The organism is Sphingomonas aerolata, from assembly GCF_003046295.1.
In the GTDB taxonomy this organism is placed as follows: Bacteria; Pseudomonadota; Alphaproteobacteria; order Sphingomonadales; family Sphingomonadaceae; genus Sphingomonas; species Sphingomonas aerolata.
The window spans coordinates 1073417-1091678 of record NZ_PZZN01000001.1 but is presented as its reverse complement, the minus strand read 5'-3'; the positions used below and the strand labels follow the sequence as shown (position 1 = coordinate 1091678).

15 protein-coding genes are annotated in these 18262 nt (G+C 69.4%); 8 read left to right on the top strand and 7 right to left on the bottom strand.

Annotation, left to right across the window (positions count from 1 at the left end; all coding sequences use genetic code 11):
- Positions 1-264: 264 nt before the first annotated feature.
- From C8J24_RS04980 to clpS, 3 genes are all read left to right on the top strand, one after another.
- Positions 265-2022 (top strand): PHA/PHB synthase family protein, encoded by a 1758-nt coding sequence (locus tag C8J24_RS04980; protein WP_107930719.1) that lies wholly within the window; start codon positions 265-267, stop codon positions 2020-2022.
- A gap of 133 nt (positions 2023-2155) precedes the next feature.
- Positions 2156-3064 (top strand): phasin family protein, encoded by a 909-nt coding sequence (locus C8J24_RS04975; protein WP_107930717.1) that lies wholly within the window; start codon positions 2156-2158, stop codon positions 3062-3064.
- 239 nt (positions 3065-3303) lie between these two features.
- Positions 3304-3690, top strand: a complete 387-nt coding sequence (gene clpS / locus C8J24_RS04970; RefSeq protein WP_056407432.1) for an ATP-dependent Clp protease adapter ClpS — start codon at positions 3304-3306, stop codon at positions 3688-3690.
- Positions 3691-3744: 54 nt separating this feature from the next.
- Here clpS and C8J24_RS04965 read toward each other — a convergent pair whose 3' ends face one another.
- Complete coding sequence (locus C8J24_RS04965) at positions 3745-4533, bottom strand: Crp/Fnr family transcriptional regulator (RefSeq protein ID WP_081874263.1); 789 nt, start codon at positions 4531-4533, stop codon at positions 3745-3747.
- 121 nt (positions 4534-4654) lie between these two features.
- Here C8J24_RS04965 and murA point away from each other — a divergent pair, with 121 nt between their 5' ends.
- Entirely contained in the window at positions 4655-5938 is a 1284-nt protein-coding gene (gene murA, locus C8J24_RS04960; protein ID WP_031440515.1) for a UDP-N-acetylglucosamine 1-carboxyvinyltransferase, read from the top strand.
- Positions 5939-6071: 133 nt separating this feature from the next.
- Here the strand turns inward: murA and C8J24_RS04955 are convergent, their stop codons facing one another.
- The 6 genes from C8J24_RS04955 to lgt form a co-directional block, all read right to left on the bottom strand.
- A complete protein-coding gene (locus tag C8J24_RS04955) occupies positions 6072-6590 on the bottom strand; it encodes a phosphoribosyltransferase (RefSeq protein ID WP_031440516.1) in 519 nt (172 codons plus the stop codon).
- 188 nt (positions 6591-6778) lie between these two features.
- Positions 6779-8122, bottom strand: coding sequence for a cystathionine gamma-synthase family protein (locus C8J24_RS04950; RefSeq protein WP_373928262.1), 1344 nt, complete (start codon positions 8120-8122; stop codon positions 6779-6781).
- A gap of 76 nt (positions 8123-8198) precedes the next feature.
- A complete protein-coding gene (pgeF, locus tag C8J24_RS04945; protein ID WP_107930714.1) occupies positions 8199-8969 on the bottom strand; it encodes a peptidoglycan editing factor PgeF in 771 nt (256 codons plus the stop codon).
- Between the two features lie 159 nt (positions 8970-9128).
- Complete coding sequence (locus C8J24_RS04940) at positions 9129-9638, bottom strand: GNAT family N-acetyltransferase (RefSeq protein ID WP_107930712.1); 510 nt, start codon at positions 9636-9638, stop codon at positions 9129-9131.
- Entirely contained in the window at positions 9635-10687 is a 1053-nt protein-coding gene (locus tag C8J24_RS04935; RefSeq protein ID WP_107930710.1) for a class I SAM-dependent methyltransferase, read from the bottom strand. The genes C8J24_RS04940 and C8J24_RS04935 overlap by 4 nt, the downstream gene beginning before the upstream one ends.
- A 137-nt stretch (positions 10688-10824) precedes the next feature.
- Positions 10825-11733 (bottom strand): prolipoprotein diacylglyceryl transferase, encoded by a 909-nt coding sequence (gene lgt, locus C8J24_RS04930; RefSeq protein ID WP_056407438.1) that lies wholly within the window; start codon positions 11731-11733, stop codon positions 10825-10827.
- A gap of 94 nt (positions 11734-11827) precedes the next feature.
- Here lgt and C8J24_RS04925 point away from each other — a divergent pair, with 94 nt between their 5' ends.
- The 4 genes from C8J24_RS04925 (at position 11828) to phbB (ending at position 17924) form a co-directional block, all read left to right on the top strand.
- Complete coding sequence (locus C8J24_RS04925; RefSeq protein ID WP_208620911.1) at positions 11828-13516, top strand: class I adenylate-forming enzyme family protein; 1689 nt, start codon at positions 11828-11830, stop codon at positions 13514-13516.
- Positions 13517-13970: 454 nt separating this feature from the next.
- Entirely contained in the window at positions 13971-16163 is a 2193-nt protein-coding gene (locus C8J24_RS04920) for a xanthine dehydrogenase family protein molybdopterin-binding subunit (RefSeq protein WP_107930708.1), read from the top strand.
- Entirely contained in the window at positions 16160-17167 is a 1008-nt protein-coding gene (gene hemH / locus C8J24_RS04915; RefSeq protein ID WP_107930706.1) for a ferrochelatase, read from the top strand. Before C8J24_RS04920 ends, hemH begins: the two co-directional genes overlap by 4 nt.
- Positions 17168-17201: 34 nt before the next feature.
- Positions 17202-17924 (top strand): acetoacetyl-CoA reductase, encoded by a 723-nt coding sequence (phbB, locus tag C8J24_RS04910; RefSeq protein ID WP_031439092.1) that lies wholly within the window; start codon positions 17202-17204, stop codon positions 17922-17924.
- Positions 17925-18262 lie beyond the last annotated feature (338 nt).

The following is an 18262-nucleotide window of genomic DNA, read 5'->3' as shown; positions in this document are numbered from 1 at the left end:
GGAAGGGGTGCTGTACCGTATGCCGCGGGGGGCGTCATCCACCGCGTTTGGGTTCTGGTGGGAAAGGTGGGGGGTGGAGGCGGCGTGCCCGCCCTTTGTCATCCCCGCGGAGGCGGGGATCCATAGTCTATGCGTTTGCCGATGAGTCGCGGCGTTTGCCAGTCTGGATCCCCGCCTTCGCGGGGATGACGGAAGGGGAGGATGGCTGGGTGCTTTCGCCGGGTGGGGGAGTGGGTTAGGCTTGGGCAAAAGGAGAGGTTGCCCATGTCCGAGACGCCGGGGATTGCCGCACCGACGCTGGCCGAGCTGCAGCACTGGACCTGGGTGATGGGGCGCGCGCAGCAGATGATGATGGCGCAGGGGCTCGATGCGATCACCGCGCCGCTCGATGCGGCGGTGCCGGAGGCGATGGTGGTGCCGGGGTTCAACGATCCGGCGACGCTTTCGCGGGTGCGCGATTTCTGGCGGGACGGCTTTGCCTTGTGGCAGCAGATGCTGGTGCCCGCGGGGGGCGGCGCGGCGCCGCAGCCCGAGCCCGGGCCCGCGACCGACAAGCGATTCAAGGCGGCGCAGTGGCGCGAGCCCGTGTTCGACCTGATCCGGCAGAGCTACCAGACGATCGGCGACCAGATGCTGCGCAGCGTCGACGCGGTCGAGGGGCTGGAGCCGCGGCAGAAGGAGCAGCTGCGCTTTGCGACGCGCGGCTTCGTCGACGCGATGAGCCCGACCAATTTCGCGCTGACCAATCCCGAGGTGATCGAGAAGACGATCGAGACGCGCGGCGCCAACCTGTTGCAGGGGCTGCAGAACATGATGGCGGACATCGGCCGCGGGCAGCTGACCCACACCGCGCAGGGCAGTTTCGAGCTGGGCCGCAACCTGGCGATGACGCCGGGCAAGGTCGTGCTGCGCACGCCGCTCTACGAGCTGATCCACTATGCGCCGACCACCGAGCGGGTGCAGGCGACCCCGCTGGTGATCTTTCCGCCGTGGATCAACCGCTTCTACATCCTCGACCTGAACCCCGAGAAGAGCTTCATCCGCTGGGCGGTCGAGCAGGGCCTGAGCGTCTTCATGGTGTCGTGGAAGTCCGCGGATGCGAGCATGAAGGACGTGATCTGGGACGATTATGTCGCCGCGCAGATCGAGGCGATCGAGACGGTGCGGAGCCTGCTCGAGGTGCCCGCGGTGCATACGATCGGCTATTGCGTGGCGGGGACGACGCTGGCCGCGACGCTGGCGGTGCTGAGCGCGCGGGGGCAGGCGGACCGCGTCGCGAGCGCGACGTTCTTTACGGCGCAGGTCGATTTCGCGGATGCGGGCGAGCTCGCGCATTTCATCGACGACGAGCAGATCGCGCTGCTCGGCACGCTGTCGCCCGAGGGGTTTCTCGACGGGCGCTACATGGCGGCGACGTTCAACCTGCTGCGCGGGCGCGACCTGATCTGGAACTACGTCACCAACAACTATCTGCTCGGCAAGGACTATGTGCCGTTCGACCTGCTCCACTGGAACGGCGACACGACCAATTTGCCGGCGAAATGGCACAAGGCCTATCTGACCGACCTGTACCGCGACAATCTGCTGGTCGAGCCGGGCGCGATGGTGGTGGACGGCACGCCGGTCGACCTCGGCCGTGTGACGACGCCGGCCTATGTCCAGGCGGGGCGCGAGGATCATATCGCGCCCGCGGCGAGCGTGTGGAAGCTGACGACCGCGCTGTCGGGGCCGGTCCGCTTCGTGCTGGCGGGGTCGGGGCATATCGCCGGCGTGGTCAACCCGCCCGCCGCGGGGAAATATCAATATTGGACGCTGGATCCGGCCAGCACCGACGCGCCTTCGAGCCTCGACGCGTTCGTCGCCGCGGCGGTCGAGACCAAGGGGAGCTGGTGGCCCGACTGGGTCGCGTGGCTGCGCGCCATGGGGGACGAAACGGTCGCGGCGACGGGGGCGCGGATCCCCGGCGAAGGGGCGCTGCCCGCGCTTGGCGAGTCGCCGGGAGACTATGTGCGGATGCGGTGAGCGCAGGCCGCCTCGAGCGCCCGTTAACCAACACGTTGAATCGGGGAATATATTGCACTGCACAATGGCGATTGTCGGGGCGTTGCAACTGTGATATATTGCGACGCAACACGATAAGGCGGGGGCAGATGTGATGCGGGGGTCTGGTTCGAAGTCGGGCGATCGCGGGACGGTCAAATCCGTCGCGCCGGCGCGAGCCAAGCGAGTCGCCAAGCCCGTCGCGCTGCCCCCGGCCGAGATGGGCGCGGCGGTTGAGACGGCCCCGGTCGCGGAGCCTACCCCGATCGTCGAGCCGGCTCCGGCAGCCGTGCAAGCCCTCGAAATCGCACCGCCCGAGACCGCGCCCGTCGCGCCTCCCGAGACTGTGCCCGAGACGGCAGTCGCTGCGGTCGAGGGGGCGGCGGGGATCGCTGCGGCGGACATCGCCGCGCAGCCCGCAAGCCCCGACGAGCCGCAGCTCGCCGCGTCCGACGACGCGCAGCCCGCAAACACCGAAGACGCGCAGCCCGCCGTAACCGGCGTCGCGGTGCCGCTTGCAACACCCGTTTCGACACCAGCAGACATCGTCGTTCCCGTCGGAGCGGCGCGTACAGGAAAGGATGGCATGATGAATTTCGACACCGGCACGATCGAAAAGACCCAGGCAATGTTCGCCGACCTCTCGACCCGCGCGAAGGGCGCGATGGAGAAGAGCGCGGCCGCGTTCGAGGACGCCAATGCGTTCGCCAAGGGCAATATCGAGGCGATCGTCGAATCGTCGAAGATCGCCGCCAAGGGCGCCGAGACGCTGGGGCATGAGGTTTCGGCCTATGCCAAGGCGTCGTTCGAGGGCGCGACCGAGGCGATGAAGACGCTCGCCGCGGCCAAGTCGCCGACCGAGTTCATGAAGTTGCAGGGCGATTACATGCGCACCGCGTTCGACACGCTGATCGCGGACAGCGCGCGTTCGACCGAGATGATGATGAAGATGGCGGGCGAGATCACGCAGCCTCTGTCCAACCGGGTCGCGATCGCGACCGAGAAGATGAAGATCGCCAACTGAGCCGGTGACCGGGGTCGGGCGCCGCGCGCGCCGCCTCCGGCCCGACGCGAGACGGGAGGGGCAGGCAGGGGATCCCTTGCCTGCCCCTTTTGCGTGTCGCTTGTGCCTGGCCCTTTTGTCGGGCCCTTTTGCCGGGCCTCATAGGTTGCCCTTTTAGCGGGCGGGGCTTGCTCTTCGACCATCAGGTGCCATATTTTCACGTCATGGCGCTGACACCGAAAATACTGGTTCCGATGACGATGACCGAGCGACGCTATAGCCGTGTTGAAGACGGGATCCGTGCCGAAGACGGGAATTCCGACGGCACCGGGGATTCCGGCGGCAACGACCGGGGCAATGTCGGCATCGCGACCAAGACGCGGTCGCGCACCAAGCAGCCGACGCCGTACCGCGTGCTGATGCTCAACGACGATTACACGCCGATGGAATTCGTCGTGCTGTGCCTGCAGCGCTTCTTCCGCATGGACATGGAGGCGGCGACGCGGGTGATGCTGCACGTCCACCAGAAGGGCGTCGGCGTGTGCGGGACGTTCAGCTACGAGGTCGCCGAGACCAAGGTCAGCCAGGTGATGGATTTCGCGCAGCAGAACCAGCACCCGTTGCAGTGCACGCTCGAAAAGGCCTGATCGCGAGGCTTTAAGGGGCGCGTCGGGGGCTGGGGCCCCGCCGGGCCAGGGTTGTCAGCGCGCGGGCGGGAGCCAGCGCAGGTCGAGACCGTCGAACCGGTTCACGTAATTGGCGGCACGCAGCAGCGCGGTCTCGTCGGTGAACGACACGCGGCCAGCACCGCGCGCGATCAGCCCGTCCTCCTCGAGCTGGCGCAGCATGCGGTTGACATGGACCGCGGTCAGCCCGGTCGCGTCGCCAATCTCCTCCTGCGTGAGCGGCAGCGCGAAATCGGTGGTCGCGGCCTGTCCGGTCAGCCGGATGCGGTTGCGGATCTCGAGCAGCAGCGCAGCGACGCGGACCTTGGCCGAGGTCCGGCCGAGCGCGGCGAGCCGGTCGGTCAGCGCGACCTTTTCCATCTGGTTCATCACCATGATGACCGCAGCGAGCCGCGGATGTTCGGTCAGCAGCCCGGCCATCAGCGTCCGGTCGAACGGGCAGACGGTCAGGTCGGTCATCGCGACGATCGTCTCGGGCGAGTCGCGATAGACCAAAGCCGAGACCGCGAGCATGTCGCCGGGAAACAGGAAGCGCAGGATCTGGCGGCTGCCGTCGTCGAGCAGGACATAGCTCATCGCCATGCCGCGCTGGAGGATGAAGAGCTCGGCCATCGGGTCGTGCTCGCGCAGCAGGATAGTGCCGCGGCGCAGGTCGCGCGGGCGCTCCTCGAGGCGCGTCAGTGCCGTCGTCTCGCTCTCGGTCAAGGTGATGTAATCGCCGAGACGTTCGGCGAAGCAACTGTGCGGCACTGTGATCGGCTCCCCGTCGTTGCTCCACAGAGCAAACCCCCCGATTTTACGCATTAAAGTCGATCAATAGGGCCGGTATGAGCCGCATTTGGTTGACCGCCAAGCGCGCCTGCGGACGCAGGCCCGCCACGCGGCCGGGCTTGCGCGGATCGTGCGGGGCGATAGACAGCCGGGGATGGACCGTATTCTCATTCGCGGCGGCAACCGCCTGACCGGGCGCCTGCCCATTTCCGGCGCGAAGAACGCCGCGCTCACGCTGATGCCCTGCGCATTGCTGACCGAGGAGCCGCTGACGCTGCGCAATTTGCCGCGGCTGGCCGACGTCGACGGGTTCGGGCATCTGCTCAACCAGCTGGGCGCGTCGACCGCGATCCAGGGGACGCGGCCTGAGGATTTCGGGCGGGTGATGACGATCCGCGCGGGCAACCTGACCTCGACCGAGGCGCCCTACGACATCGTGCGGAAAATGCGTGCGTCGATCCTCGTGCTCGGGCCGCTGCTCGGGCGCGGCGGCGAGGCGACGGTGTCGCTGCCCGGCGGCTGCGCGATCGGCAACCGGCCGATCGACCTGCATCTGCGCGCGCTCGAGGCGATCGGCGCCGAGCTGGAGATGGCAGCGGGCTATGTGAAGGCGACCGCGCCAGGCGGACGGCTGACGGGTGGGCGCTATCGCTTCCCGATCGTGTCGGTCGGCGCGACCGAGAATGTCGTGATGGCGGCGGTGCTCGCGCGCGGGACCAGCGTGATCGAGAATGCCGCGCGCGAGCCCGAGATCGTCGACCTGTGCCGCTGCCTCGTCGCGATGGGCGCGTCGATCGACGGGATCGGCACCGAGACGCTGACGATCGAGGGTCGCGACCGGCTGCACGGCGCGACCTATGCGGTGATGCCCGACCGGATCGAGGCGGGCAGCTATGCCTGCGCCGCGGCGATCACCGGCGGCGACCTCGAGCTGACCGGCGTGACCGCGTCGGACATGGGCGCGACGCTCGACGCGCTGGTCGAGGCGGGGGTGAGCGTCACCCCGACCAAGGACGGCATCCGCGTCGCGTCGGACGGGCATCTCCAGCCGCTGACGCTGTCGACCGCGCCCTATCCGGGCTTTGCGACCGACATGCAGGCGCAATTCATGGCGATGCTGTGCAAGGCGGACGGCGCGAGCGTGCTGACCGAGACGATCTTCGAGAACCGCTACATGCACGTGCCCGAGCTGGCGCGGATGGGCGCGGACATCCAGGTGCGCGGGCGCACCGCGGTGGTGCGCGGCGTCGACAAGCTGGTCGGCGCGCCGGTGATGGCGACCGACCTGCGCGCGTCGATGAGCCTGATCCTGGCGGGGCTCGCGGCGGATGGGGAGACGTCGGTCGGGCGGGTGTATCATCTCGACCGGGGGTATGAGCGGCTCGAGGAGAAGCTGAGCGCGGTTGGTGCGGATATCGAGCGGGCCAGCGACGGGTGAGGTTTGGGGGGCTGTGTGCCCCTCTTCCGTTATCCTGAGGGACGTCGGGAGCCAGAGCCGTGAAGCGCGGCGCCTGTAACCCTGGATCCTGACTTTCGTCAGGATGACGGGAAGGGGTGGCGGGTGCCGCGCGTCAGGCGATGCGGTCGGGGACTTCGGCGGCGTCGTGTTCGATCGTCGTGGCGGGGGCGACGGCTTCCCAGGGGAAGACGAACCAGTCCTTGGTGTCGCGGCGGTCGATCGTGCGCGCGGTGTAGTCGATGCGTTCGGCGGAGCTGAGATTGTCGATCAAAGTCGCGAAGCGGATCGCGCCGGGCGTCGCGCCCGCGGCGGCGAGCGCGGTGCGCAGATGCGTGATCGTGCGGCCGGAGTCGTTGATGTCGTCGAGGAAGAGCAGGCGCTCGCCCGACTGGGTGCGCGCGGCGAGCTTGACGAGCGGCTGGTCGGCGAAATCCTCGACCTGGCTCGAATAGTCGACCGAGAGCGTGGGCAGGCCGATCGCGTGGCTGAGGAAGACCGCGGGGACGAGACCGCCGCGGCCGATGCCGATGATGAAATCGGGAGTCCAGTCGGCGTCCGCGCGCAGCTGGGCGGCGAGGGTGTGGATCGCGGCGACGAAGTCGTCCTGCGGGATGGGGGTGAAGATCGGCATCCGTTGCGCTTTAACGGGTGGGGGGCGCGGGGGCCAGCCGGTGTTCGGTGGGGGCGGGTTTGCCGGGCTCTGGGTCCTGACTTTCGTCAGGATGACGGGGGGAAGGCGGGGCTCCTAGTCCGGGTGTTTCCCCGCGAAGGCGGGGACCCAGTCTGGGCTCCCGCCTTCGCGGGAGAACAAGGTTAGTCTCAGATCGCTTCGAGGGCTTGCGTGAAGTCGGCGATCAGGTCGTCGGCATCCTCGACGCCGATCGAGATGCGCACCAGGTTATCGGTGATGCCCAAAGCCTGCTTGCGCGCGTCGGGGACCGAGAGGTGAGTCATGCCGGCGGGGTGGCTGGCGAGCGTTTCGGTGCCGCCGAGCGAGACCGCGAGTTTGGCGATCTTGAGCGCGTCGAGGAAGGCGAAGCTCTCGCGCTCGCCGCCTTTCAGGTAGAGCGAGAAGGTCGAGCCGCCGCCGGTGCAGTGGCGGCGATAGATGTCGGCCTGACGCTCGGCGCCGGGCTCGTCGGCGAGGAAGCCGAGATAGCCGACGCGCTCGACCTTGGGGTGATGCCGCAGATAGGCGCAGACCTTGGCCGCATTCTCGCCCGCGCGGCTCATGCGGAGTTCGAGCGTCTCGAGGCTGCGCAGCAGCATCCACGCGGTGTTGGGATCGGTGATCGTGCCGATCGTGTTGCGCATCGTCCGGATCGTGTTGATGTGCGCCTTGGTGCCGAGCACGCCGCCCGCGACGAGATCCGAATGGCCGCCGACATATTTGGTCAGCGAATAGACGACGATGTCCGCGCCGTGCTTGAGCGGCTGGAACCAGAGCGGTCCGAGGAAGGTGTTGTCGATCGCGATCGGCGGCTTCTCGTCACCAAAGATCGCGTCGCGGCTGGCGGCGACCGCCTCGACATCGACCAGCGCGTTGGTCGGGTTGGCGGGGCTTTCGAGATAGATGAGCGCGACATTGCCGGTCGCGGCCTCGGTCATCACCGCGTCGATCTCCTCGCGCGTGGCGCCGGCGGGGAAGTCGAGCCACTTGACCCCGAACTTGCCGAGCACGCGGCCGATCAACGTCTCGGTCGCGGCGTAGAGCGGTCCCGAATGGACGATCGTGTCGCCGGGCTTGACCATCGCGAGGAACAAGGTGGCGATCGCGGACATGCCGGACGAGAAGGCGAGCGCGTCCTCGGCCTCTTCCCAGACGCCGAGGCGATCCTCGAGGATCTCCTGGTTGGGGCCGTTGAAGCGCGAATAGACGAGGCCCTCGGCACCGCCCGGACGCTTGCCGGTGACGCCCTCGAAATGGCGCTTGCCCGCGGCGGCGTTGGGGAAGACGAAGGTCGAGGTGAGGAAGATCGGGGGTTTCAGCGAGCCTTCCGACAGCGACGGGTCGTAACCATGGCCCATCATCAGCGTCGAGGGTTTCAGCTTGCGGCCGCCGATCTTCTCGACCTCGGGCTTGGGGGCGACGCGCGCGGCGACGCCGGTCAGGTCGGCTTCGGTCTCGGCGGGCATGCCGGTGGGGGTCGGGGTATCGGACATTCTGGGCTCCTGCATGACCCGTCTGGTGCGGGCCGATGCGGCGAGCCTAGCGATGCGCAGCCGGTTTGGGGAGGCGTCAGAGGCCGATGATACTGATCTGGCGACCATAAGTGGGTTCGCCGCGATGGGTCGCACGGCGATAGCTGAAGAAGGCGTCGTCTTCGGCATAGGTGTCGCGGCCGAGCGCCTCGACCCGGCCGACCCCCGCGGCGGCGAGGCGGTTGACGACATAGGCCTCGAGATCGAACTGGTAATGGTCGGTGCGGGCATCCGCGAAGAAGCGTTCGTTCTCGGGATCGGCCTCGCAGAAGCGGCGGAGGAAGCCGGTGTCGACCTCGTAGCTGGCGCGCGCGATGCACGGGCCGACCGCGGCGACGATCCGGTCGCGGCGCGCGCCGATCGCCTCCATCGCGAGCAGGGTGGCGTCGGTGACGCCGCCGAGCGCGCCCTGCCAGCCGGCATGCGCGGCGCCGACGATCCCCGCCTCGCTGTCGGCGAACAGGACGGGCGCACAGTCCGCAGTGAGGATGCCGAGCGCGAGCCCGGGGCGGTCGGTGACGAGCGCGTCGGCGCGCGGGCGGAATGTGTCGTCGACGGGGGCGGTGATCGTCACCGCCTCCGCCGAGTGGATCTGGTAGAGGCCGACGAGCTGCGCAGCGGGGAGGACGGCGTCGGTCGCGCGGCGGCGGTTTTTGGCGATCGCCGTGGGGGAGTCGTCGGAGCCGGTGCCGGTGTTGAGGCTGGCATAGGCACCGGTCGAGACTCCGCCGGTGCGGGTGAGGAAGCCGTGGGGGATGGGGGCGAGCGATTTTGCGCGGATGGGGGTGGGGGTCTGGGCGGGGGTCATGCGCGTGGGTCCTGTCTGTCGTCGAGCACCACCCCGGCGAAGGCCGGGGCCCAGTTGGGGGACGGTTGTAACGGGGGGTGGCGCTTCATTACCGGGGACGTGCCAACTGGGCCCCGGCCTTCGCCGGGGTGGGGGTTGGGTGGGGTTTGACGCGCCGCGTCACAGGGGCAGGCGGAGGATGCGGTCGTCGTCGGCTTTTTCGCCGACCATGAAGACGTAGCGGCCGATCTCGGTGAAGCCGTAGCGCTGGTAGAAGCGGTGGGCGCGGTGGTTGTCGACATAGACGCTGAGGATCATCTCGGTCCGGGCCTCGGCGCGCGCGGTGGCGAGCGCCCAGTCCATCAGCGCGGGGCCGACGCCGGCGCCGTGCTGGTCGGCGCGGACATAGAGCTGGTAGAGCTCGACCGCGGTGGCGGGCCAGTCGCCGGGGAAAGCGACCGGGCCGGTCTTGGCGAAGCCGATGATCGCACCCTCGTCGAGCGCGACATGGATGCGGAAGGCGGGGTCGCCGATCTGCGACGGCAGGCCCTGCGGTCCGAACGCCTGGTCGAGGAAGGCGGCAAGATCCTGCGGGCGGTAGAGCGTGCCGAACGTCTCGGTGAACGACGCGCGCGCCATGGCGGCGAGCGCGGGGCCGTCGGCGGGGCGCGCGTCGCGATAGGTGATCATGCGAAGGCGGCCGGGTTGGGCCAGCCGGGCGACGTGATCGCGAGCGCTTTGAAGAGGCTGCCCATGTCGTCCATCAGCCGGCGGCGGTCGGCGGCGAGCGCCTCGGCGCGGTCGGGCGACGCCTTGGCGAGTGCTGACGTGCGCGTGTCGATGCCGAGACCGCCGAGCAGGTCGCGCTGTGCGACGGGGCCCCAGGCGACCGCGCCATCGGCCTGCGCGGCGGCGGCGAGCGTGGTGAAATCGACATGCGCGGTCAGGTCGTGCTCGCCGGGCGATTCGAACGGGTTGGCGAAGGCGTGCGCGCGGACCGCCTGGAGCGTGTCGCCGAGCGCGGGGCCTTCATAGCCGTAATCGACCGCGAGCAACGCGCCGCCCTGTGCGACGAGGCGTTTGGCGAGCGCGCGAACGATGCCGACCGCGGCGGGGGCGGTCTCGAGGATCGATCCGGCGGGCGCGTTGCGGAAGGGCTCGGGGATGACGGCGTCGGGCAGCGGCTTGCCCGCGATCGGGAGGAACAGCAGGTCCTGCGCGGCGACGAGGCGTTCGTGCCAGGCGTCCTCGCGTTTCAGCAACTGGCGGATCGGCAGCGCGTCGAAGAATTCGTTCGCGACGACGATCAGCGGGCGATCGGTCGGCAGCGTGTCGATGGCGTCGTGCCAGGTCGCGGCGGGGACGCGCTCGGCCTGCGCGGTGCGGAGCGCGGGGCTGGTCTCGACGAAATGGACGGGGGGCGTAAGGCCGGCCTTGGCCATCGCGCGCAAGGCGTCGGCGGCGAGCGTGCCGCGGCCGGGGCCGAGCTCGACCCAGGCGACGTCCGGGCGGCCGGCGCGGTCCCACAGGTCGGCGCACCACAGGCCGAGGAGCTCGCCGAACATCTGGCTGATCTCGGGCGCGGTGGTGAAGTCGCCGGTCGCGCCGAGCGGGTCGCGGGTCGCGTAATAGTGCGCGTTGGCGGCGGCCATGTACTGCGCGACGGGGACGGGGCCGGCGAGGGTGATCGCGCGGGCGAGGCGTTCGGGGAGGGCGGTGTCGGGGGTGGTGTCAGTCATCATGTACTTCTCTACCTCCCCGGCGGAGGCCGGGGCCCAGTTGGGAGACAGTGATGACGCGGGGCAGCACGCTCGTCACCTGGGCCTTCCCAACTGGGCCCCGGCCTTCGCCGGGGTGAGGGTGAGGGTGGTGTCCGTTACGCGACGCTCTGCGCGCCGGCGATGGATTCGACGCGGATGCGGCGGCGGGCGGCGGTGAGGATCAGGAAGAGGCCGCCGAGGATCATCGGGACGCAGAGCCACTGGCCCATGTGGAGCCCGGTCTTCTCGGCAAAGGCGCGCAGCTGCGAATCGGGTTCGCGGAAGAATTCGACGGTGAAGCGCGCGAGGCCGTAGCCGAGCACGAACAGCCCGACGAGCTTGCCCGGGTCATAGCGCGCCTTGGTCTTCCAGAAGGCGAACCAGAGGAGGGCGAAGAGCGCGAGGCCTTCGAGCCCGGCCTCGTAGAGCTGGCTCGGATGGCGGGCGGGCTCGATCATGCCGAAGGGGACGGTGCGCGCGAAGACGATGCCCCAGGCGACGTCGGTCGGCTTGCCCCAGAGCTCGCCGTTGACGAAATTGGCGAGCCGCCCGAAGAACAGCCCGAACGGCACGCAGCAGGCGATATAGTCGTGGACGCGCAGCCAGTTGAGCTTGTGCTTGCGCGCGAACAGGATCAGCCCGAGCGACACGCCGATGACGCCGCCGTGGAACGACATGCCGCCATCCCAGAGCCGGAGGATGCGCAACGGGCGCAGGATCATCTCGGGCGCGTAGAACAGCACATAGCCGAGCCGCCCGCCGAGGATGATGCCGAGCGTCGCGTAGAAGACGAGGTCGTCGGCATGACGCCGCGCCATCGGTGCGCCGGGCTGGGCGAGCAGTTTCAGCAGATACCACCAGCCGAGCAGGATCCCGCCGATATAGGCAAGGCTGTACCAGCGCAGCGTGAAGAAGCCGATCGAGAAGACGTCGGGGTGGAGCCCCAAATCCTCGAACCGGATATGTTGGCCCGTAGCGGGGCTAGGCAGGCCGCCGGCTACGGCGGCTAAGGTCGACAGGATCAATGGCTTTTCCCCACGCGTTCGCGCCTGCATAATGAGCGGTGACGATAAGACCAAGGCGATAAGACCGGGGTCGTCGTAGCAATGGGAGAGCGAGATGCGGACCGAGCTAGACGCGGCGATGGATTCGACGATGGCGGCGCTGACCGCGCCCGGGGGGATGCTCGGGCTCGGATCGATCGAGCGGTTCGGCGTGACGCTGCCGACGATCGCCGTCGCGCCGCCCGCGCTCAACGCCTATTTCGCGCATTATGCCGGCGAGCACCGCGACCAGGTGTTCCTGGTCGCAGGCGACGAGCGGCTGACCTTCGCCGAGGTCGAGGACGCCGCCGAGCGCGTCGCCTGCGCGCTGGTGTCCGCGCACGGCATCCAGCGCGGCGACCGGATCGGCATCGCGATGCGCAATTCGCCGTCGTGGATCGTGCTGTACATGGGCATCATCATGGCCGGCGGGGTCGCGACTTTGCTGAACGGCTGGTGGCAGTCGGACGAGCTGGAGGCGGCGATCCGCGACGTCGACTGCAACATGGTGTTCGCCGATCCGCCGCGCGTGAAGCGGCTGGCGCAGATCGCCGGGCTGGCGACGCCGGTGATCGGGATCGACGATACGCTGCCGCTGCGAATCGCGCTCGACGTGCTGCTGAAGGAGGACCCGGTCGGCGTCGCGCTGCCGCCGCTGGGGCCCGACGACCATGCGACGATCCTGTTCACGAGCGGGTCGACCGGCCAGTCGAAGGGCGCGCTGTGCGATCACCGCGCGATCATCCAGGCGATCTTCAACTATCTGGGGCAGGCGATGATGATGCTCGGCATCGCCACCGCGCAGGGCAATCCGCCGGTCGGCCAGCCGGTCACGCTGCTGACGATCCCGCTGTTCCACATCACCGGCGAGGTGCCGGTGTTCCTGCAGAGCTTCGCGATGGGGCGCAAGCTGGTGCTGATGCCCAAATGGGATGCGCGCGAGGCGATGCGGCTGATCGAGGCGGAGGGCGTGACCTATTTCGTCGGCGTGCCGCTGATGAGCTTCGAGATCCTCAACCACCCCGATCGCGGCGACTATGACCTGTCGACGGTGACCGACTTCGCCGCAGGGGGCGCGCCGCGGCCGGTCGAGCATGTCCGGCGGCTGGGCGAGGAGATGGGCGGCAGCGCGCCGCTGATCGGTTACGGGCTGACCGAGACCAATGCGGTGGGGACGGGCAACTGGCGGAGCAATTATATTGCCAAGCCCAATTCGGCGGGGCGGGCGAGCGCGCCGCTGGTCGATCTGGCGATCCTCGACGATGACGGCCGCAAGCTAGACGTCGGCGTGCGCGGCGAGGTGGGCATCCGCAGCGTGTGCAACTTCAAGGAATATTGGAACCGGCCCGAGGCGACCGCGGCGGCGTTCACCGCGGACGGCTATTTCCGGACGGGGGATATCGGGTTTCTCGACGAGGACGGCTATCTGTTCATCGTCGACCGCAAGAAGGACATCATCATCCGCGGCGGCGAGAATATCTCGTGCCAGGAGGTCGAGGCGGCGCTGTACCAGAACCCCGCGGTGGCGGAGGCGGCGGTGTTCGGGCTGGCGGACGAGCGGTTCGGCGAGGTGCCGGGCGCGGTGGTGGTGCTGCAGGAGGGCGAGACGCTGACGCCCGACGATCTGTGCGCGTTCCTCCACCAGCATATCGCGGCGTTCAAGGTGCCGCAGCGGGTCTGGATCGCCGACGCGCCGCTGCCGCGGCTGGGGACGGAGAAGATCGACAAGGTGACGATCCGGGAGCGGTATCGGGGGATGGTCTGAGGGGGTGCCTTCGGCCGGCGGGGCGTCGGCCGGGGTGGCGTTCGGGGCTCTGGATCCTGACTTTCGTCAGGATGACGGACGGAGCGAGGCACCGGCACGCCCACCCACTCCCGTCATCCTGACGAAAGTCAGGACCCAGGGCCCAGCGGCGTTGCGTCCTGTTACCCTGGGTCCCGACGTTCGTCGGGATGACGGAGGGGGTTGAGGGGCGGACGGATGACCCACCCACTCCCGTCATCCTGACGAACGTCAGGATCCAGAGCCCAGCAGCGTTGTGGCCTGTTACCCTGGGTCCCGACTTTCGTCGGGATGACGGGAGGGGGATGAGGTGCGGGCGGATGATCCAATCCTTTCGTCGGGATGACGGGTGGGGGGTGGTGCGCGCTCCCCGCTCCCCGCATCCGGCGGTTTGCGGCGCCTTCACCGCGGGGGGGAGACGGGGTAGGGGCGCGGGATGATCAGTCGGCGGGGGATTTTGGCGGGGGGCGGCGTGGGGATCGGGCTGGTCGTCGCCTGGGGGCTGTGGCCGCGTGATTATGCGCCGACGCTGGTGGCGGATCCGGGGGAGAGTGCGTTCGGGGCGTGGCTGAAGATCGGCAGCGACGGGCATGTCACGGTCGCGGTGCCGCAGGCCGAACACGGGCAGGGCGTCTATACCGCACTCGCGCAGATCGTCGCGGACGAGCTGGGCGCGGACTGGCGGACGGTGGGGGTCGAGCCTGCGCCGCTCAACCCGCTCTATGCCAACCCGGTCGGGCTGAACGCGCTCTTCGAGGGGATGCCGGGCGTGGTTCCCACAGCGGTCGCAGGCCCCGCGCCGATGCTGACCGCGGGATCGAGTTCGGTGCGGATGTTCGAGGCGGCGTGCCGGAGCGCGGGCGCGGCGGCGCGGGTGCTGTTGTGCAAGGCGGCGGCGCGGCGCTGGGACGCGGACTGGGCGGACTGCCGGACCGAGGCGGGGTTCGTCGTTCAGGGCACGCGGCGAATCCGCTTCGCCGCGCTGGCCGAGGACGCCGCGCGCGAGACCTTGCCCGAGGAGCCTGGCATCGGCGGGCCGGGCGCGGGGGCGCTCGCGGGGCGGTCGGTGCCGCGGATCGACACGCCTGCCAAGGTCGACGGATCCGCCAATTTCACCGGCGACGTCCGCCTGCCCGACATGGTCCATGCGGCGATCCGGCAGGGACCGGTCGGCGACAGCCGGCTGATCGGGGTCGACCGCGCCGCCGCGGACCGCGTGCGCGGCGTCCTGCAGATCGTCGAGACGCCGGCCTGGGTCGCGGCGGTGGCGACGACCGGCTGGGCGGCGCAGCAGGCGCTGTCCGCGATGGCGCCGCGCTTCGCGACGCGGGGGCCGCTGGTCGACAGCGGGACGATCGCCGCCGCGCTCGACGCCGCGTTCGAGACGCCGGGGGCGACGATGGCGCAGACCGGGGAGATCGGCACGCTGCTCGACGGGGCGGGGGTGGTGACCGCGGCCTACCGCGTCGCGCCCGCGGTGCATGCGGCGATCGAGACGCGCAGCGCGACCGCGGCATACCGCGACGGGATCCTGGAGCTGTGGCTGCAGACTCAGGCGCCGGGGCCCGCGCGCGCGGCGGCGGCGCGCGCGGCGGGGCTCGACGAGGCGCAGGTGGTGATCCATCCGATGCCGGTCGGCGGGGCGTTCGGCGCCGCGCTGGGGCATGACGCGGCGGCGCAGGCGGCGGTGCTGGCGGTGCGGCTGAAGCGCCCGGTCAGCCTGGTCTGGTCGCGGGCCGAGGACCTGATGCACGACCGCTATCGTCCCGCGGCGGCGGCGCGGCTGGCGGCGCGACTCGATGCGCGTGGGCGGATCCTTGCCTGGCGCACGGCGATCGCGGCGCCCGCGACCGGCGCGGAGATCGCGGCGCGGGTGCTGCCGGGGATCGCGAGCCGCGCGGCGACCGCGCTGACCCGCGGCGATCCCCATGCGGTCGGCGGTGCGCTGCCCGCCTATGCGATCCCGGCGGTGGCGGTCGTGCATCATGCGGCCGAGATCGGCGTGCCGACGGGCGCGCTGCGCGGCGGCGCGCATGGCTATACCGCGTTCTTCACCGAGACGTTCGTCGACGAGCTCGCGCGGATCGCCGCGACCGAGCCGATGTCCTACCGGATCGGCATGCTGGGCGGCGGCGCGCGGCTGGCGCGGTGCCTGTCGACCGCGGCGTCGCTGGGCGGGTGGAATGGCGGCGTCCCCGGCAGCGGCCAGGGGATCGCGGCCCACGCCTTTCGCGGCAGTTTCATCGCGGTGCTGGCGGAGGCGCATCTCGGCGCGGACCGGCGGCCGGTGGTCGAGCGGCTGGTCGCGGCGGTCGATTGCGGGGTGCAGATCAACCCCGATCTGGTCCGCCAGCAGATCGAGGGCGGGCTGATCTTCGGGCTGGCGACCGCGCTGGGTGCGACGACCGGCTTCACGCGCAACCTGGCCGATGCGCGCGGCTTTGGCGACCTGCACCTGCCGCGGCTGGCGGACACGCCCGACATCACCGTCGAGCTGATCCGCAGCGACGAGGCGCCGGGCGGGGTCGGCGAGCTGGGCGTGCCTGCGGTCGCGCCGGCGATCGCCAACGCAATCTTCTCCGCAACGGGCTTTCGTCTGCGCGATTTGCCTTTAAGACCCTCGACATGACCCTGCCCCCCGACCATCCCGCGATTCCGAAGCCCCGGATCGGCGTCCTGCTGATGAACTTGGGGACGCCCGACGGCCCCGACGTGCGATCGGTCAAACGCTATCTCGGCGAATTCCTGTCGGATCGCCGCGTCGTCGAGATCCCGGCGATCGCGTGGCAGCCGATCCTGCGCGGCATCATCCTGAACACGCGGCCGAAGAAATCGGCGCATGCGTACAGCCAGGTGTGGCGCGAGGACGGATCGCCGCTCGCCGCGATCACGCGGTTGCAGGCGGCGGCGGTGAAGGATTCGTTCGGGCCCGAGGTGATGGTCGACTGGGCGATGCGCTATGGCCGGCCGGCGATCGCCGAGCGGCTGAGCGCGATGCAGGCCGCGGGCTGCGAGCGGATCCTGCTCGCGCCGCTCTATCCGCAATATTGCGCGGCGACGACCGCGACCGCCAACGACAAGGCGTTCGCGCATCTGGCGGGGCTGCGCTGGCAGCCCGCGCTGCGCACGCTGCCGCCTTATTATGACGATCCCTTGTATATCGATGCGCTGAAGACCGATCTCGAGACGTCGCTCGCCGCGCTCGATTTCGTCCCCGATGCGATCGTCGCGAGCTTTCACGGCATGCCCAAGCGGACGCTGGAGATGGGCGATCCCTATCATTGCCACTGCCAGAAGACCGCGCGGCTGCTGAGCGCAGCGATGGGGCGCGAGCTGACGGTCGCGTTCCAGTCGCGGTTCGGGCCGCAGAAATGGCTCGGGCCCGCGACCGACGAGACGCTGGTCGAACTGGCCAAGGCGGGGAAGACCAAGGTCGCGATCTTTGCGCCGGGCTTTTCGGCGGACTGTCTGGAAACGCTCGAGGAATTGTCGATTCGTGGGCGCGAGAGCTTCGAGGAGGCGGGCGGGAAGGACTTTGCCTATCTGCCGTGCCTGAACGACGGCCCCGCGGGGATCGCGATGCTCGAGCGGCTGCTCGCACGCGAGCTTGAAGGTTGGACGCGCCGCGGTTAGCCTCCGGTAAAACACGTATGGCGGGAGAGAAGGCATGGCACGCGTCGCGATCGTAACCGGGGGAACGCGTGGCATCGGCGAGGCGATCAGCCTTGCGCTGCAGAAGACCGGGCTGACCGTGGCGGCGACCTATGCGGGCAATGCCGAACGCGCCGAGGCGTTTGCCGCGCGGACGGGAATCGCGGTCTATCAATGGGACGTCGCGGATTACGACGCGTGCCAGGCGGGCTGTGCGAAGGTCGCGGCCGATCTGGGCGATGTCGACATCGTCGTGAACAATGCGGGCATCACGCGCGACGGCACGATCCTGAAGCTGAGCTATGACGACTGGAAAGCGGTGATCGACACCAATCTGGGCGGCTGCTTCAACATGGCCAAGGCGGTGTTCCCGGGCATGCGGACGCGCAAATGGGGGCGGATCGTCAATATCGGCTCGATCAACGGGCAGGCCGGGCAATATGGCCAGGTCAATTACGCGGCGGCGAAATCGGGCATCCACGGCTTCACCAAGGCGCTGGCGCAGGAGGGCGCGCGGGCCGGCGTGACGGTCAATGCGATCGCGCCGGGCTATATCGATACGGACATGGTGGCGGCGGTGCCGGCCGACGTGCTCGAGAAGATCGTCGCGAAGATCCCGGTCGGGCGGCTGGGCCAGGCGAGCGAGATTGCGCGCGGGGTGGTGTTCCTGTGCTCGGAAGAGGGCGGGTTCGTGACGGGCTCGACGCTGAGCATCAATGGCGGGCAGCATATGTACTGACGGTTTTGCCCCGGCTGCGCGGCAGCCGGGGCAAAACCGGCACGGCCGGCGGACGGGTGCAACCCGGTCCGGCCGACGGCTTTGCCGGCGGCGTGGGTTTCTCTGGGTCGCTGGGGACGGTGGCCTGGGCTCTGGATCCTGACTTTCGTCAGGATGACGGGGGTGGGGTGTCGATCACCGCTGCCAAAAATTAGCCGTCATCCTGACGAAAGTCAGGACCCAGGGTCACGGGCGTTGCGGGTGGTACCCTGGGTCCCGACTTTCGTCGGGATGACGAAGGGGTGAGGGCTCAGGCCGGGCCTGCCGTCGGCGAAGCCGTCGGCCGGGTTGGCGCTGGC

Excerpts from the sequence above, each read along its gene's own strand:
- C8J24_RS04980 (WP_107930719.1), top strand. The coding sequence starts at position 265 with ATGTCCGAGACGCCGGGGATTGCCGCACCGACGCTGGCCGAGCTGCAG.
- C8J24_RS04975 (WP_107930717.1), top strand. The coding sequence starts at position 2,156 with ATGCGGGGGTCTGGTTCGAAGTCGGGCGATCGCGGGACGGTCAAATCC.
- clpS (WP_056407432.1), top strand. The coding sequence starts at position 3,304 with ATGACCGAGCGACGCTATAGCCGTGTTGAAGACGGGATCCGTGCCGAA.
- C8J24_RS04965 (WP_081874263.1), bottom strand. The coding sequence starts at position 4,533 with ATGCGTAAAATCGGGGGGTTTGCTCTGTGGAGCAACGACGGGGAGCCG.
- murA (WP_031440515.1), top strand. The coding sequence starts at position 4,655 with ATGGACCGTATTCTCATTCGCGGCGGCAACCGCCTGACCGGGCGCCTG.
- C8J24_RS04955 (WP_031440516.1), bottom strand. The coding sequence starts at position 6,590 with ATGCCGATCTTCACCCCCATCCCGCAGGACGACTTCGTCGCCGCGATC.
- C8J24_RS04950 (WP_373928262.1), bottom strand. The coding sequence starts at position 8,122 with ATGTCCGATACCCCGACCCCCACCGGCATGCCCGCCGAGACCGAAGCC.
- pgeF (WP_107930714.1), bottom strand. The coding sequence starts at position 8,969 with ATGACCCCCGCCCAGACCCCCACCCCCATCCGCGCAAAATCGCTCGCC.
- C8J24_RS04940 (WP_107930712.1), bottom strand. The coding sequence starts at position 9,638 with ATGATCACCTATCGCGACGCGCGCCCCGCCGACGGCCCCGCGCTCGCC.
- C8J24_RS04935 (WP_107930710.1), bottom strand. The coding sequence starts at position 10,687 with ATGACTGACACCACCCCCGACACCGCCCTCCCCGAACGCCTCGCCCGC.
- C8J24_RS04925 (WP_208620911.1), top strand. The coding sequence starts at position 11,828 with ATGCGGACCGAGCTAGACGCGGCGATGGATTCGACGATGGCGGCGCTG.
- C8J24_RS04920 (WP_107930708.1), top strand. The coding sequence starts at position 13,971 with ATGATCAGTCGGCGGGGGATTTTGGCGGGGGGCGGCGTGGGGATCGGG.
- hemH (WP_107930706.1), top strand. The coding sequence starts at position 16,160 with ATGACCCTGCCCCCCGACCATCCCGCGATTCCGAAGCCCCGGATCGGC.
- phbB (WP_031439092.1), top strand. The coding sequence starts at position 17,202 with ATGGCACGCGTCGCGATCGTAACCGGGGGAACGCGTGGCATCGGCGAG.